This window comes from Agrobacterium sp. CGMCC 11546 (genome assembly GCF_013365515.1).
GTDB classification, from domain to species: domain Bacteria; phylum Pseudomonadota; class Alphaproteobacteria; order Rhizobiales; family Rhizobiaceae; genus Agrobacterium; species Agrobacterium fabrum.
The window spans coordinates 1,758,391-1,773,071 of record NZ_CP047387.1; the positions used below are offsets into that span (position 1 = coordinate 1,758,391).

General features: G+C 58.4%; 10 protein-coding genes and 1 pseudogene. 3 read left to right on the forward strand and 8 right to left on the reverse strand.

What is annotated here, in order from left to right; all coding sequences use genetic code 11:
- Positions 1-17 precede the first annotated feature (17 nt).
- Together rpsG and rpsL are read right to left on the reverse strand one after the other, a co-directional pair.
- A complete protein-coding gene (rpsG, locus tag GSF67_RS08910) occupies positions 18-488 on the reverse strand; it encodes a 30S ribosomal protein S7 (RefSeq protein WP_003507761.1) in 471 nt (156 codons plus the stop codon).
- Positions 489-566: 78 nt separating this feature from the next.
- On the reverse strand, positions 567-938 hold the full coding sequence (gene rpsL / locus GSF67_RS08915) for a 30S ribosomal protein S12 (RefSeq protein WP_003507760.1): 372 nt from the start codon (positions 936-938) through the stop codon (positions 567-569).
- A 527-nt stretch (positions 939-1,465) separates the two neighbouring features.
- On the opposite strand from rpsL, the gene GSF67_RS08920 reads away from it, so the two are divergent.
- The 3 genes and pseudogenes from GSF67_RS08920 (at position 1,466) to GSF67_RS08930 (ending at position 3,306) form a co-directional block, all read left to right on the forward strand.
- Entirely contained in the window at positions 1,466-1,759 is a 294-nt protein-coding gene (locus tag GSF67_RS08920) for a hypothetical protein (RefSeq protein ID WP_003523731.1), read from the forward strand.
- A gap of 11 nt (positions 1,760-1,770) precedes the next feature.
- A pseudogene (locus GSF67_RS08925) lies at positions 1,771-2,122 on the forward strand (VOC family protein).
- 98 nt (positions 2,123-2,220) lie between these two features.
- Positions 2,221-3,306 (forward strand): helix-turn-helix transcriptional regulator, encoded by a 1,086-nt coding sequence (locus GSF67_RS08930; protein WP_006316441.1) that lies wholly within the window; start codon positions 2,221-2,223, stop codon positions 3,304-3,306.
- Between the two features lie 116 nt (positions 3,307-3,422).
- Here GSF67_RS08930 and rpoC read toward each other — a convergent pair whose 3' ends face one another.
- The 6 genes from rpoC to rplK all read right to left on the reverse strand — a co-directional run bounded on the left by rpoC (position 3,423) and on the right by rplK (position 14,654).
- On the reverse strand, positions 3,423-7,631 hold the full coding sequence (rpoC, locus tag GSF67_RS08935) for a DNA-directed RNA polymerase subunit beta' (RefSeq protein WP_006316440.1): 4,209 nt from the start codon (positions 7,629-7,631) through the stop codon (positions 3,423-3,425).
- A 181-nt stretch (positions 7,632-7,812) separates the two neighbouring features.
- Positions 7,813-11,949, reverse strand: coding sequence for a DNA-directed RNA polymerase subunit beta (gene rpoB / locus GSF67_RS08940; protein WP_006316439.1), 4,137 nt, complete (start codon positions 11,947-11,949; stop codon positions 7,813-7,815).
- A gap of 263 nt (positions 11,950-12,212) precedes the next feature.
- Positions 12,213-12,590, reverse strand: a complete 378-nt coding sequence (rplL, locus tag GSF67_RS08945) for a 50S ribosomal protein L7/L12 (protein ID WP_006316437.1) — start codon at positions 12,588-12,590, stop codon at positions 12,213-12,215.
- Positions 12,591-12,649: 59 nt separating this feature from the next.
- Positions 12,650-13,168 (reverse strand): 50S ribosomal protein L10, encoded by a 519-nt coding sequence (gene rplJ, locus GSF67_RS08950; protein WP_003507705.1) that lies wholly within the window; start codon positions 13,166-13,168, stop codon positions 12,650-12,652.
- A 356-nt stretch (positions 13,169-13,524) separates the two neighbouring features.
- Positions 13,525-14,220 (reverse strand): 50S ribosomal protein L1, encoded by a 696-nt coding sequence (gene rplA / locus GSF67_RS08955; RefSeq protein ID WP_035216851.1) that lies wholly within the window; start codon positions 14,218-14,220, stop codon positions 13,525-13,527.
- 2 nt (positions 14,221-14,222) lie between these two features.
- Entirely contained in the window at positions 14,223-14,654 is a 432-nt protein-coding gene (gene rplK / locus GSF67_RS08960) for a 50S ribosomal protein L11 (protein WP_006316435.1), read from the reverse strand.
- Between the last annotated feature and the right edge of the window lie 27 nt (positions 14,655-14,681).

Below are 14,681 nucleotides of genomic sequence, written 5' to 3' on the forward strand. Positions count from 1 at the left end.
TATGCGACCGTTTAAGATTACCAGCGGTAATGCGAGAATGCGCGGTTAGCGTCGGCCATCTTGTGCGTGTCTTCACGCTTCTTGACAGCAGAACCGCGGTTGTTCGCAGCGTCCATGAGTTCGCCGGAAAGGCGATCGACCATGGTCGTTTCGTTACGCTTGCGAGCAGCAGTGATCAGCCAGCGGATGGCGAGAGCCTGACGGCGCTCGGGACGAACATCGACCGGAACCTGATACGTAGCACCACCAACGCGGCGCGAACGCACTTCAACGTGCGGAGCAACGTTGTCGAGGGCGGAGTGGAACACGCCGAGCGGCTCCTGCTTCGTCTTGCCCTGAACGACGTCGAACGCGCCGTAAACGATGCTTTCTGCGACCGACTTCTTGCCGTGAAGCATGATGGCGTTCATGAACTTGGTGACGACCAGATCGCCGAACTTCGGGTCCGGGTTGATCTCACGCTTTTCTGCACTATGGCGACGGGACATATTCTTTGTCTCTCAATGTTATTGACGCTTTACCACGCGGAGAACCTCGCGCAGCGCCGGAATTTGTTTAAACCCGAATTACTTCGGACGCTTCGCACCGTACTTGGAGCGGCGCTGCTTGCGGTTCTTGACGCCCTGGGTATCGAGAACACCACGGATGATGTGGTAACGCACGCCCGGCAAGTCCTTTACGCGGCCGCCGCGGATCATGACCACGGAGTGTTCCTGAAGGTTGTGACCTTCGCCCGGAATGTAGCCGATGACTTCGAAGCCGTTGGTGAGGCGGATCTTGGCAACCTTACGCAGAGCCGAGTTCGGCTTCTTCGGGGTCGTCGTGTAAACGCGGGTGCAAACACCACGCTTCTGCGGGTTTTCCTGAAGAGCAGGAACCTTGTTGCGCTTTACCTGTGCCTGGCGAGGCTTGCGGATCAGCTGGTTTACGGTAGGCATATAACCATCCCTTGCAAAAACTACTTTAGCCACCCTCACGGGTGGCGGCTATGCCGTTTCCGGCGACGATGCACGCATATATCCTCATGCGCAAAACGTGGCCCGATCCGTTTTCACGGATGGACCACCAAGAGCAGAGGACGCCGGATGAGGCGTCTTGCGTGCAACATTCGTGTCTTCTACGTGCAATGAAGCTTCATTTGAGATGATGTTCGGGGAAAACGTTTCCGAACGGCCAGCACAGATAGAGGCTCCGATGGCGGGCGTACTACTGTTTTAGCCAGCTTTCGTCAAGGGTGAATCCACATTTTGCGCCGCCACCCTTGGCCGCTAAGCCCACGTCCGGGCCATTTCCAACGCGCTTTAACATAAGTCGACGCAGAAGGCAGCGATTTTGACCTCCGCGCTTTGGCTTTTCATAAAATCCGTCTATTGATTCCCTCAGGGCGGGCCGGATCGGTTTCGCCGCCCGCGGGACCGATTCCATCGGCCCGCAAGACAGCAACAAAAGATCAAGGAACCGCGCCATGAGCACCCTCCCCGACAATGATAATGGACGCGACGAGCCGATGGTCTTCATCGTCATCGGCAAGGCTTATGAGACCGACAATTCCGAGGGCATCGACATCCACGTCATCCTGCGGGCGCCGGACGACGATACCGCTGTGCGCGAGACGCTGAACGCGCTTTCCGAGGAAGGCTTCATCGAAGCCGATCTCGACCAGATCGGCATGCTAACCGAGATCCCGGATGAAGAACCGCACGCGTCCGCCTATCAGGGCGCACTCGAAGGCGAAGTCGCCATCATCCGCTTCGCCTGAGGTACAGCCCCATGGCGGTCAGACGTGTCGTCGCCAATATCGCAACGCCCGAGCCCGCGCGGGGCGCAGGCTTTCTACGGCGATATTCTCGGCATGCCCGTCGCCATGGATCACGGCTGGATCGTTACCCATGCCAGCCCGCTCGAAGCACACGCTCAGGTCAGTTTCGCAAGCGAAGGCGGGTCCGGCACTGATGTGCCGGATCTCTCCATCGAGGTCGACAACTTCGATGAGGTCCATGCCAGGATCCTGAAAGCGGGGCTGCCGATCGAATACGGACCCGTGACTGAAGCGTGGGGGGTGCAACGGTTGTTTCTGCGCGACCCCTTCGGCAAGCTGATTAATATATTAAGTCACGCATAGATTATATACTTTGAATACAATAGTATTATTGCTTTGTCCATTGAACAATACCGCAGGATGAGCTTTAGATAATCCCGACACAATATTCCGGTGACGGGTTGAATACTATATCGTCGGCAGACATTATCGATGACATTTACGAGGCGGCGCTTTTCCCCGATCGTTGGGCGAAGGTGATTGCCACCATCGGCCACCGGCTGGATTTCTGGGGTGGCGCCCTCACCTGGGGCAAGGGTGAGGAGGAATCCTGGCTTTATACGCCCAATTTTCAGGAGCTGATGCAGGCCTTCATCGAAGGCGGCTGGAACCGCCGCAATGAGCGCCTCACCCGCGCGATCCGTGAGGGACAATTTTCCTTCGTGCAGGATTTCGACGTTTTCACCCATGATGAATGGGCCGGGTTGCCGATCGTGCGTGATTTCCTGATGCCGCGCGGATTGGGATATGGTGTAGCCACCCAGATTGCGCCGCCCGACCATCCGGAAATGACGGTGCTTTTTGAACGCAAGCTGGAGAGCGGCGTCATCGGGCCGGAAACCATGGCGGCGCTAGCCGGGTTGAGGCCGCACATCGCCCGCAGCCTGACGCTCGCAACCCGGCTGCAACGGCAGAAGGCCGATGCCATGACACTCGGCCTCAACGTCATCGGTGCGCCAGCGGCAGTAATACAGGCAAGCGGCCACATTCTCTCCGCCAACGATCTGTTTCTGTCGCTTCAGAAATCCATTTCCACCCGCGCCCGTGACAGGATCGTCATATCAGATGAAAGAACAAACCGGCTGCTCTATAAGGCGCTCGCCGGGCACGCTGTCGGGTCTTTCCCCCTCCCCAGCGGTGAGGACGGGGCCTGCATCCTCCACGTCATACCCTTGCGCAGGAATGCGCTGGACCTGTCACCCAATGGCAGCGCCATCGTGCTGATATCGCAGCCCATGGGCACCATCGCCGACGCAGGCACGTTGCTGAAAGGCCTCTATGACCTCACTAAGGGCGAAGCCCGCGTCGCGCTGGAGATCATGAAGGGGCTTTCGCTCCCCGCCGTGGCCAAGCAATTGCAAATCTCCCACGAAACGGTTCGCAGCAACGCCAAGTCGATCTACGCGAAAACCGGCAGCACCGGCCAGGCCGATCTCGTTCGACGGCTTTCCGTTCTGACGCGCTATAACATCCGCGAACAAAGCTGATCCGCAGCGTCAAAAGGCGCCCACAGGCTTCCGCACAAACAAAAACGCCCGGATTGCTCCGGGCGTTTTTACTGAACCATGGCGGGGCTTCGTAAAGCCCCTGCCCTTGCCCGACCTTATTCGGCGGCTGGAACCTGGTCCGTCATGTCCTGCAGCATCTGGTTCGCAGAGCCTGCACCCGTACCCTTGCGGCGTTCCTCCAGAATGAGGTCGTCGCGCGAGGTGGCGATGCGGCGGATCTGCGTCATGGTGCCGCCAGTGCCGGCCGGGATGAGACGGCCGACGATGACGTTTTCCTTAAGGCCCTGCAGCGTGTCCGTCTTGCCGGCGATCGCAGCTTCCGTGAGAACCTTGGTGGTTTCCTGGAAGGATGCGGCCGAGATAAAGGACGGCGTCTGCAACGAAGCCTTGGTGATGCCGAGCAGAACCGGCTCGCCATAAGCAGGCTTCTTGCCCTCTTCGATGAGACGGTCGTTCATGTCTTCCATCTCGATACGGTCGACATTGTCGCCAACGATGTACTGGCTGTCACCAGCATCGGTGATCTCGACCTTCTGCAGCATCTGGCGAACGATCACCTCGATGTGCTTGTCGTTGATCACAACGCCCTGCAGTCGGTAGACTTCCTGGATTTCGTTCACGAGGTAGGAAGCCAGAGCCTCTACACCCTTGATCGCCAGAATGTCGTGCGGTGCCGGGTTGCCGTCGAGAATGTATTCGCCCTTCTCGATGTAGTCGCCTTCCTGAAGATGGAAGGGCTTGCCCTTCGGGATCAGGTATTCGACCGGCTCGACGCCGTCTTCCGCAGGCTCGATCATCACGCGACGCTTGTTCTTGTAGTCGCGGCCGAGGCGGATCGTACCATCAATCTCTGCGATGATGGCGTGGTCCTTCGGACGACGGGCTTCGAACAGTTCGGCAACGCGCGGCAAACCACCGGTGATGTCCTTCGTCTTGGCGCTTTCCAGCGGCGAACGTGCAAGCACGTCACCCTGGGAGACCTTCGAGCCAGGCTCGACCGAGAGGATCGCATCCACGGACAGGTGGAAGCGAGCTTCGCCACCGCGGCTAAGCTTGGCAACCGCGCCGGAAGCATCCTTGATGATGATAGCAGGCTTCAAATCCGAACCGCGCGGCGTCGAGCGCCAGTCAATAACCTGACGCTTGGTGATGCCGGTGGATTCGTCGGTGGCTTCCAGAACGGAGAGACCGTCGACGAGGTCCTCGAAGTGAACGGTACCTTCCACTTCCGTCATCATCGGACGGGTGTAGGGGTCCCACTCTGCAAGACGCTGACCTCGCTTAACCTTGTCGCCATCGTCCACGAAGATCTTCGAACCGTAAGCGACACGCTGCGAGGAACGTTCGACGCCGCGCTCATCAAGGATCGTAACGGACATGTTACGGCCCATGGCGATGAGAACGCCTTCGGAGTTCCGCAGGATGTTGCGGTTCTTGATCTGGATCGTACCTTCATACGATGCTTCCAGGAACGACTGGTCGACCACGTTTGCCGTACCGCCAAGGTGGAAGGTACGCATGGTGAGCTGCGTGCCCGGTTCACCGATCGACTGTGCGGCGATGACGCCAACGGCTTCGCCCATGTTGACAGGCGTACCGCGTGCAAGGTCACGACCGTAGCAGACGCCGCAGACGCCGATCTGCACTTCGCAGGTCAGAGCCGAACGGATGCGGACGGACTGGATGCCAGCCTTCTCGATGATGGCAACGTCGGCTTCGTCGATCAGCGTGCCGGCCTTGACGATGTTTTCGCCAGTGACCGGGTTGTCGATGTCATCAAGAGCCGTACGGCCGAGGATACGGGCGCCAATCGAGGCCACGATCTGACCGGCATCGACGATGGCGGTCATGGTGAGGCCCTTGTCGGTGCCGCAATCCACGGAGTTGACGATGCAATCCTGCGCCACGTCGACGAGACGACGGGTCAGGTAACCCGAGTTTGCGGTCTTCAGGGCGGTGTCTGCAAGACCCTTACGGGCACCGTGGGTCGAGTTGAAGTACTCGTTAACGGTCAGACCTTCCTTGAAGTTCGAGATGATCGGCGTCTCGATGATTTCGCCCGAGGGCTTGGCCATCAGGCCGCGCATGCCGCCCAGCTGACGCATCTGGTTCGGAGAACCACGAGCACCCGAGTGGGACATCATGTAGATGGAGTTCATCGGCTTCTGGCGGCCCGTTTCCGGATCGAACTCGACAGCCTTGATGCGCGCCATCATTTCTTCGGCGACCTTTTCGGTAGCCTTGCCCCAGGCGTCGACAACCTTGTTGTACTTTTCGCCCTGGGTGATGAGACCATCATTGTACTGCTGTTCGTATTCCTTCACCAAGGCTTCGGTGTCACCGACGATCTTCACCTTGCTGTCCGGAATGACCATGTCGTCCTTGCCGAACGAAATGCCGGCGCGGCAGGCATGGCTGAAGCCGAGTTGCATGATGCGGTCGCAGAAGATGACCGTGTCTTTCTGGCCGCAATGACGGTAGACCGTGTCGATCATCTTGGAGATGTTCTTCTTGGTCATTTCCTGGTTGCAGGTGTCGAAAGGCACGTTGACGTTCTTCGGCAGAAGTTCGCCGATGAGCATACGGCCGGGCGTCGTTTCATGGATCTTGGAAACCGGCTTGCCGTCGGCATCCACGGTCTTGAAGCGGCCACGGATCTTGGCATGCAGCGTCACGACCTTGTTTTCAAGCGCGTGATGCAATTCGCCGATATCCGAGAAGGCCATGCCTTCGCCGGGCTCGTTCTGGTTCATGATCGACAGGTAATACAGGCCGAGAACCATGTCCTGCGAAGGAACGATGATCGGGTGGCCGTTTGCCGGATGCAGAATGTTGTTGGTCGACATCATCAGCACGCGCGCTTCCAGCTGGGCTTCCAGCGAAAGCGGAACGTGAACAGCCATCTGGTCACCGTCGAAGTCGGCGTTGAAGGCCGTGCAGACGAGCGGATGCAGCTGGATGGCCTTGCCTTCGACCAGCATGGGTTCGAAAGCCTGGATACCCAGACGGTGCAGCGTCGGTGCGCGGTTCAGAAGAACCGGATGTTCGCGGATGACCTCGTCGAGGATATCCCAGACCTCCGGCTTTTCCTTTTCAACCAGCTTCTTGGCCTGCTTGACGGTCGAGGAGTAACCCTTGGCGTCGAGACGGGCATAGATGAACGGCTTGAACAGTTCGAGCGCCATCTTCTTCGGCAGGCCGCACTGGTGCAGCTTCAGTTCCGGACCGGTCACGATAACCGAACGGCCGGAATAGTCGACGCGCTTGCCGAGAAGGTTCTGGCGGAAACGGCCCTGCTTGCCCTTGAGCATGTCGGAGAGCGACTTCAGCGGACGCTTGTTGGCACCCGTGATGACGCGGCCGCGACGGCCGTTGTCGAACAGCGCATCGACGGATTCCTGCAACATACGCTTTTCATTGCGGATGATGATGCCAGGCGCACGAAGCTCGATCAGGCGCTTCAGACGGTTGTTACGGTTGATGACGCGGCGATAGAGATCGTTGAGGTCGGACGTCGCAAAACGACCGCCATCCAGCGGAACCAGCGGACGCAGGTCCGGCGGAATGACCGGAACGACCTTCATGATCATCCATTCCGGACGATTGCCGCTCTCCATGAAGTTCTCGACGATCTTCAGGCGCTTCATGAACTTCTTCTGCTTGAGGTCAGAAGTCGTTTCAGCAAGCTCGGCGCGCAGGTCGCCGGCGATCTTTTCGAGGTTCATCGAAGCCAGCATCTCATAGATGGCTTCAGCGCCGATCATGGCGGTGAACTGGTCTTCGCCGAACTCGTCAACGGCGATCATGTACTCTTCTTCAGACAGAAGCTGGTTCTGCTTCAGCGAAGTGAGGCCAGGCTCGGTGACGATGTAGTTCTCGAAATAGAGAACGCGTTCGACATCCTTCAGCGTCATGTCGAGCAAGGTCGAGATGCGCGAGGGAAGCGACTTCAGGAACCAGATATGGGCAACCGGCGCTGCGAGCTCAATGTGGCCCATGCGCTCACGGCGAACGCGCGACAGCGTCACTTCGACGCCGCACTTTTCGCAGATGATGCCCTTGTACTTCATGCGCTTGTACTTGCCGCACAGGCACTCATAATCCTTGATCGGTCCAAAGATGCGCGCGCAGAAAAGACCGTCACGCTCAGGCTTGAACGTACGGTAGTTGATGGTTTCCGGCTTCTTGATCTCGCCGTAGGACCACGACAGGATTTTTTCCGGCGAAGCGATCGAAATCCGGATGGAATCGAAATGCTGCGCAGGCACCTGAGGATTGAAAAGATTCATGACCTCTTGGTTCATGCCTTGTCTCCTTGAGAGGCTAGCTGCTGCCCCTGTTTGCATCTGGACCGGCTTCTTCCCGGGTCACCGTCCAGAGCTTTAAATACGGATTTAACCGCACAATGCGGCGAAAGTGTCCCACGCCAGCCGGGCTGACGGGGAAACCGGCAGGCGCCCTGGAAGGCGCCCGCCTCTATCGTGTTTATTCCGCCGCGTCGGGCAGCTGGTCCTCGGACTGGTTCTCGATCTTCGAGTTCTCCAGTTCGACCGACAGACCGAGCGACCGCATTTCCTTGACGAGAACGTTGAAGCTCTCAGGGATACCGGCCTCGAAGGTGTCGTCGCCACGGACGATCGCTTCGTAGACCTTGGTGCGGCCGGCAACGTCGTCCGACTTGACGGTGAGCATTTCCTGCAGCGTGTAAGCCGCGCCGTATGCTTCCAGAGCCCAGACTTCCATTTCCCCGAAGCGCTGTCCGCCGAACTGCGCCTTGCCGCCCAGCGGCTGCTGGGTAACGAGCGAGTAAGGACCGATCGAGCGAGCGTGGATCTTGTCGTCGACAAGGTGATTCAGCTTGATCATGTACATGTAGCCGACGGTGACCTTGCGGTCGAACGGCTCACCGGTACGGCCGTCGTAAAGGACGGACTGACCGGATTCATGCAGACCTGCCTTCTTCAGCATCGCGGCGACGTCAGGCTCATGCGCACCGTCGAAAACCGGGGTCGCGATGGAAACACCGCGCTTGGCTTCTTCGGCAAGCTTCACCAGCGAGTCGTCATCGAAACGCTGAACCTCGTCATTGGCTTCGGACGCGTAGATTTCCGTCAGCTCGCTGCGAAGCTCGCTGATGTCCATCGTCTTGCGATACTCTTCGAGCATCTCGCCGATCTTCTTGCCCATGCCTGCGCATGCCCATGCGAGGTGGGTTTCGAGGATCTGGCCGACGTTCATGCGCGAAGGCACGCCGAGCGGGTTCAAGCAGATGTCGACATGCGTGCCATCTTCGAGGAACGGCATGTCCTCGACCGGAACGATACGCGAGACGACGCCCTTGTTACCGTGACGGCCAGCCATCTTGTCGCCCGGCTGGATCTTGCGCTTCACAGCGACGAAGACCTTGACCATCTTCATGACACCCGGAGGCATTTCATCGCCGCGCTGGACCTTTTCGACCTTGTCCATGAAGCGCTGTTCAAGACGCGACTTGGATTCGTCGTACTGGCCGCGAAGTGCTTCCAGTTCGGACTGGGCCTTCTCGTCCTCGACCGCGAACATCCACCACTGCGAGCGGGGATATTCGGAGACGACGGCGTTGGAAAGCTCGACGCCCTTCTTGAAGCCCTTCGGACCGGCGATGGAAACGTGGCCACGCAGCATGTCGATCAGGCGGCCGTAGACGTTACGGTCGAGAATTGCCTGCTCGTCGTCGCGGTCCTTCGCCAGACGCTCGATCTCTTCGCGCTCGATAGCCATCGCGCGCTCGTCCTTCTCCACACCGTGACGGTTGAAGACGCGGACTTCCACGATCGTACCGAACGTGCCCGGAGGCATGCGCATGGACGTGTCGCGAACGTCGGAAGCCTTTTCACCGAAGATGGCGCGCAGAAGCTTTTCTTCCGGCGTCATCGGGCTTTCGCCCTTCGGCGTGATCTTGCCGACGAGGATGTCGCCCGGCTGAACTTCCGCACCGATGTAGACGATACCGGCTTCGTCGAGGTTCTTCAGCGCTTCTTCCGAAACGTTCGGAATGTCGCGCGTGATTTCTTCCGGACCAAGCTTCGTGTCACGCGCCATCACTTCGAATTCTTCGATGTGGATGGAGGTGAACACGTCGTCGGAAACGATACGCTCCGACATCAGGATCGAGTCTTCGTAGTTATAGCCGTTCCAGGGCATGAACGCGACGAGCGCGTTACGGCCGAGCGCCAGATCGCCGAGGTCAGTCGACGGACCGTCCGCGATGATGTCACCCTTGGAGATGGCGTCACCGACGGAGACCAGCGGACGCTGGTTGACGCAGGTGTTCTGGTTCGAACGCTGGAACTTCTGCAGACGGTAGATATCAACACCGGATTTGCCGGCATCGAGATCTTCCGTAGCGCGGATAACGATACGGGTCGCATCCACCTGATCGACAACACCGCCACGACGGGCTGCAATGGCAGCGCCGGAGTCACGGGCAACGATCGGCTCCATGCCGGTACCGACGAACGGTGCCTCGGCGCGCAGAAGCGGAACGGCCTGACGCTGCATGTTCGAGCCCATGAGAGCGCGGTTGGCGTCGTCGTTTTCCAGGAACGGAATGAGAGCCGCTGCGACCGAAACGAGCTGCTTCGGCGAAACGTCCATCAGGTTGATGTTGTCGCGCGGTGCGAGCATGACTTCGCCCGAATGACGGCAAACAACGAACTCTTCCGTGAAGGCGCCTTCGCCATCGAGTTCGGCATTGGCCTGTGCGACGTAGTACTTGGCCTCTTCCATGGCGGAGAGGTAGATCACGTCGGTTGTCACCTTGCCGTCGATGATCTTGCGGTACGGGCTTTCGATAAAGCCGTACTTGTTCACACGGGCAAAGGTTGCAAGCGAGTTGATCAGACCGATGTTCGGGCCCTCAGGCGTTTCGATCGGGCAAATACGGCCGTAATGGGTCGGGTGAACGTCGCGGACTTCGAAGCCGGCGCGCTCACGGGTCAGACCACCCGGTCCCAGAGCCGAAAGACGGCGCTTGTGGGTGATTTCCGAAAGCGGGTTCACCTGGTCCATGAACTGCGACAGCTGCGAGGAACCGAAGAATTCGCGAACGGCGGCTGCTGCCGGCTTCGCGTTGATCAGGTCCTGCGGCATCACGGTGTCGATTTCGATCGAGGACATACGTTCCTTGATCGCACGTTCCATGCGCAGAAGGCCCAGACGATACTGGTTTTCCATCAGCTCGCCGACAGAACGAACACGGCGGTTGCCGAGGTTGTCGATGTCGTCGATTTCGCCCTTGCCGTCACGCAGTTCGACCAGCATCTTCACGACCGCGAGGATGTCTTCCTTACGCAGCGTGCGCACGGTATCTTCCGCGTCGAGGTCGAGACGCATGTTCATCTTCACGCGGCCAACAGCCGAGAGATCGTAACGTTCGGCATCGAAGAACAGCGAGTTGAACATCGCTTCCGCCGAATCCATGGTCGGCGGCTCGCCGGGACGCATGACGCGGTAGATGTCGAACAGCGCCTCCTGGCGGTTCTGGTTCTTGTCCGCAGACAGCGTGTTGCGGATATAGGCGCCAACATTGACGTGGTCGATGTTGAGAACCGGAATCTCGTCAAAGCCGGACTGCAGAATGAGGCCGAGCGTCTTCTCGTCGATTTCGTCGCCGGCTTCGAGATAGATCTCACCCGTCGAGTAATTGACGATGTCTTCGGCCAGGTAGTTGCCGTAGAGATCTTCGTCGGTCGCCTTCAGCGCCTTCAGGCCCTTGTCGACGAGCTGGCGGATGAGGCGCGGGGTCAGCTTCTTGCCACCTTCGACAACGACTTCGCCGGTGTCGGCGTCGATCATGTCGGTGATGACCTTGGCATTCTTCAGCGCTTCAGGCTGGAACGGAATGCGCCAGCCATCGCCGGAGCGCTCATAGGTCGCCTTGGTGTAGAAGGTCGACAGGATTTCTTCGCCATCCATGCCGAGCGCCATCAGCAGCGAGGTCACGGGCAGCTTGCGGCGACGGTCGATACGCGCATAGACGATGTCCTTGGCGTCGAACTCGATGTCGAGCCAGGAACCGCGATACGGGATCACGCGGGCAGCAAAAAGCAGCTTGCCGGAAGAATGGCTTTTGCCCTTGTCGTGGTCGAAGAACACGCCCGGGGAACGGTGCATCTGCGAAACGATGACGCGCTCAGTGCCGTTGACGATGAACGTGCCGTTATTGGTCATGAGCGGCATGTCGCCCATGTAGACGGACTGTTCCTTGATGTCCTTGATGGACTTCGCGCCGGTATCTTCGTCGATATCGAACACGATGAGGCGCAGCGTCACCTTCAGCGGCGCTGCATAGGTCAGATCGCGCTGACGGCATTCCTCGACGTCGAACTTCGGCGCTTCGAATTCGTAAGACACGAATTCGAGCATGGAGGCGCCGGAAAAATCGGTGATCGGGAATACGGATTTGAATACGGCATTCAATCCCTCGTCGGGACGGCCACCCTTGGGCTCGTCAACCATGAGAAACTGGTCATACGAAGCCTTCTGAACCTCGATGAGGTTCGGCATTTCCGCTACTTCTGGAATTTTGCCGAAAAACTTGCGTACGCGCCTGCGACCGTTAAACGAAAGGGTCTGAGCCATCGTCGCTCCTTTAAAAATTGCATCCGGGCCTGCAACGGACGGGAACCGATGGCCAGTCGATCCCGTCAAGCAATGGGTGTCATCAATCTCGTTCCACATCCCGGATCGATCAGGCCGGATTGCCTAGATGAGCCGGTTCGGAACCATTCTCTTGAAGAACCCATTACCCAAAAGCCATTTTCACGCGGCTTTTGGGTAATGAGTTTTAAAAACGATAACGACGGAAAGGGGCGTTAAGCCCCTTCCCGCCAGCAATCGCAAGATTACTTAACGTCGACCTTGGCGCCAGCGTCTTCAAGCTTCTTCTTGAGGTCAGCAGCTTCAGCCTTGGAAACAGCTTCCTTGACAGCCTTCGGAGCGCCTTCAACGAGGTCCTTAGCTTCCTTCAGGCCGAGACCCGTGATAGCGCGGACTTCCTTGATGACGTTGATCTTGTTGGCGCCAGCGTCAACCAGAACGACGTCGAATTCAGTCTTTTCTTCTTCAACAGCAGCAGCAGCGCCAGCACCGCCAGCAGCAGCAACAGCTACCGGAGCAGCAGCGGAAACGCCCCACTTTTCTTCAAGAAGCTTCGACAGTTCTGCAGCTTCCAGAACGGTCAGGGTGGAGAGGTCTTCTACGATCTTTGCGAGATCAGCCATTTTGATAGTTCCTTTTGTTCAGTTCGAACCAGTTTGAATAATTACAGCGAAAAACCGCCTTAAGCGGCTTCGTCCTTCTTGGCGTAAGCCGAGAACACGCGTGCAAGCTGGCTTGCAGGTGCTGCGACAACCGTAGCGACGCGAGTTGCCGGGGCATTGAGAAGGCCCAGCAGCTTTGCGCGCAGCTCGTCCAGCGAAGGCAGGGTCGCGAGCGACTTGACTGCTTCGGCGTTGAGCGTGGTTGCGCCCATGGAACCGCCGAGAACAACGACTTTATCGTTGGTCTTTGCGAAGTCCATGACGACTTTCGGAGCGATCATCGGGTCGACGCTGTATGCAATCAGCGTCTGGCCCTTGAAGAGATTTGTCATCCCTTCCGACTCCGTGCCCTGAAGAGCGATCTTGGCCAGGCGGTTCTTCGCGACCTTGACGGTGCCTCCGGCAGCGCGCATCTTGGAACGGAAGTCGTTCATCTGCGCAACGGTGACACCAGCATAGTGGGCCACGACAACCGAACCGGAAGCCTTGAAGACTTCGTTCAGCTCCGTGACGAATTCGCGTTTTTCCGCTCTTTCCACTGTCTGTCTCCAGTAGACGGGACCACATTATGTGAACCCGTCGGGTTTGCCTTTGCCCCAAGGGACCTTTTTACAAAGATCCCGAGCGACGCTCGAGGATCCTGTCCCCCGCTCTGTCGCCGCAAACGGCTTCAGGCACAGGCACACCAGGTTCGAACCGGACAGTCAGGCATCCAAAGATGCCTCAAATCCAGCCTCACCCGTCTCATGCAGGTTGAATGATTAAGGCCAAATCCCGAAAGACAAGGCCACCCACAATCTCGGACAGGAGTTCCGGGTTTCCCCGGAAATTTCCGGCTCCCTGAGAGCCGGAAATTCTTTTAGTCACGCTCCCGATAAGGAAGCGCGAGAATTGATTAAGCCGTAACCGACGAAGGTTCGATCTTGACGCCCGGACCCATGGTCGAGGAAATCGCGACGCGCTTGACGTAGTTGCCCTTGGCACCGGTCGGCTTTGCCTTGATGACGGCGTCGGCGAAAGCCTTGATGTTTTCTTCAAGAGCCTTGGCGTCGAACGAAGCCTTGCCAATACCAGCGTGTACGATACCGGCCTTTTCGACGCGGAACTCGACAGCGCCGCCCTTGGAAGCCTTGACGGCGCCGGCAACGTCCATCGTCACCGTACCGACCTTCGGGTTCGGCATCATGCCACGCGGGCCGAGTACCTTGCCGAGACGGCCGACGAGCGGCATCATGTCCGGGGTCGCGATGCAACGATCGAAGTCGATCTTGCCGCCCTGAACGATTTCAACCAGCTCTTCCGCACCGACAATGTCAGCACCGGCGGCCGCAGCTTCGTCAGCCTTGACGCCACGGGCGAAAACGGCGACGCGAACGTCACGGCCAGTGCCGTTCGGCAGGTTGACAACGCCACGAACCATCTGGTCCGCATGGCGCGGGTCAACGCCGAGGTTCATCGAAACTTCAACGGTTTCGTCGAACTTGGCAACCGCACGTTCCTTGACCATCGAAATGGCGTCGGTGAGAACGTAAAGCTTGTTGGGATCCACGCCTTCGCGGATCTTCTGAATGCGCTTTGCTACCTTGGCCATGATCAACCTACCACTTCCAGGCCCATGGCACGGGCGGAGCCCTCAACCATTGCCATTGCGCCTTCGATGTCGGCTGCGTTCAGATCCTTCATCTTGGCTTCAGCGATCGTCTTGACCTGAGCCTTGGTGATGGAGCCGACCTTGGCGCCCTTGCCAGGCGTCTTGGAACCGGAGGTGATCTTCGCTTCCTTCTTCAGCCAATAGGTCATCGGCGGCTGCTTCATCGCGAAGGTGAAGGACTTGTCCTGGTAATAGGTGATGACGACCGGGATCGGCATACCCTTTTCCATTTCCTGCGTGGCGGCATTGAACGCCTTGCAGAATTCCATGATGTTAATGCCACGCTGACCAAGTGCCGGACCGATCGGCGGGGACGGATTGGCCGACCCAGCCTTTACCTGCAACTTGAGCTGGCCTGCAACTTTCTTAGCCATATCTCTCTGCCTTTCAATTCAAACCGG

What these genes read in the sequence shown, in the direction of transcription:
- GSF67_RS08920 (WP_003523731.1), top strand. Translation starts at nt 1,466, where the DNA reads ATGAGCACCCTCCCCGACAATGATAATGGACGCGACGAGCCGATGGTC.
- rpsG (WP_003507761.1), bottom strand. Translation starts at nt 488, where the DNA reads ATGTCCCGTCGCCATAGTGCAGAAAAGCGTGAGATCAACCCGGACCCG.
- rpoB (WP_006316439.1), bottom strand. Translation starts at nt 11,949, where the DNA reads ATGGCTCAGACCCTTTCGTTTAACGGTCGCAGGCGCGTACGCAAGTTT.
- rplL (WP_006316437.1), bottom strand. Translation starts at nt 12,590, where the DNA reads ATGGCTGATCTCGCAAAGATCGTAGAAGACCTCTCCACCCTGACCGTT.
- rpsL (WP_003507760.1), bottom strand. Translation starts at nt 938, where the DNA reads ATGCCTACCGTAAACCAGCTGATCCGCAAGCCTCGCCAGGCACAGGTA.
- rplA (WP_035216851.1), bottom strand. Translation starts at nt 14,220, where the DNA reads ATGGCCAAGGTAGCAAAGCGCATTCAGAAGATCCGCGAAGGCGTGGAT.
- rpoC (WP_006316440.1), bottom strand. Translation starts at nt 7,631, where the DNA reads ATGAACCAAGAGGTCATGAATCTTTTCAATCCTCAGGTGCCTGCGCAG.
- rplK (WP_006316435.1), bottom strand. Translation starts at nt 14,654, where the DNA reads ATGGCTAAGAAAGTTGCAGGCCAGCTCAAGTTGCAGGTAAAGGCTGGG.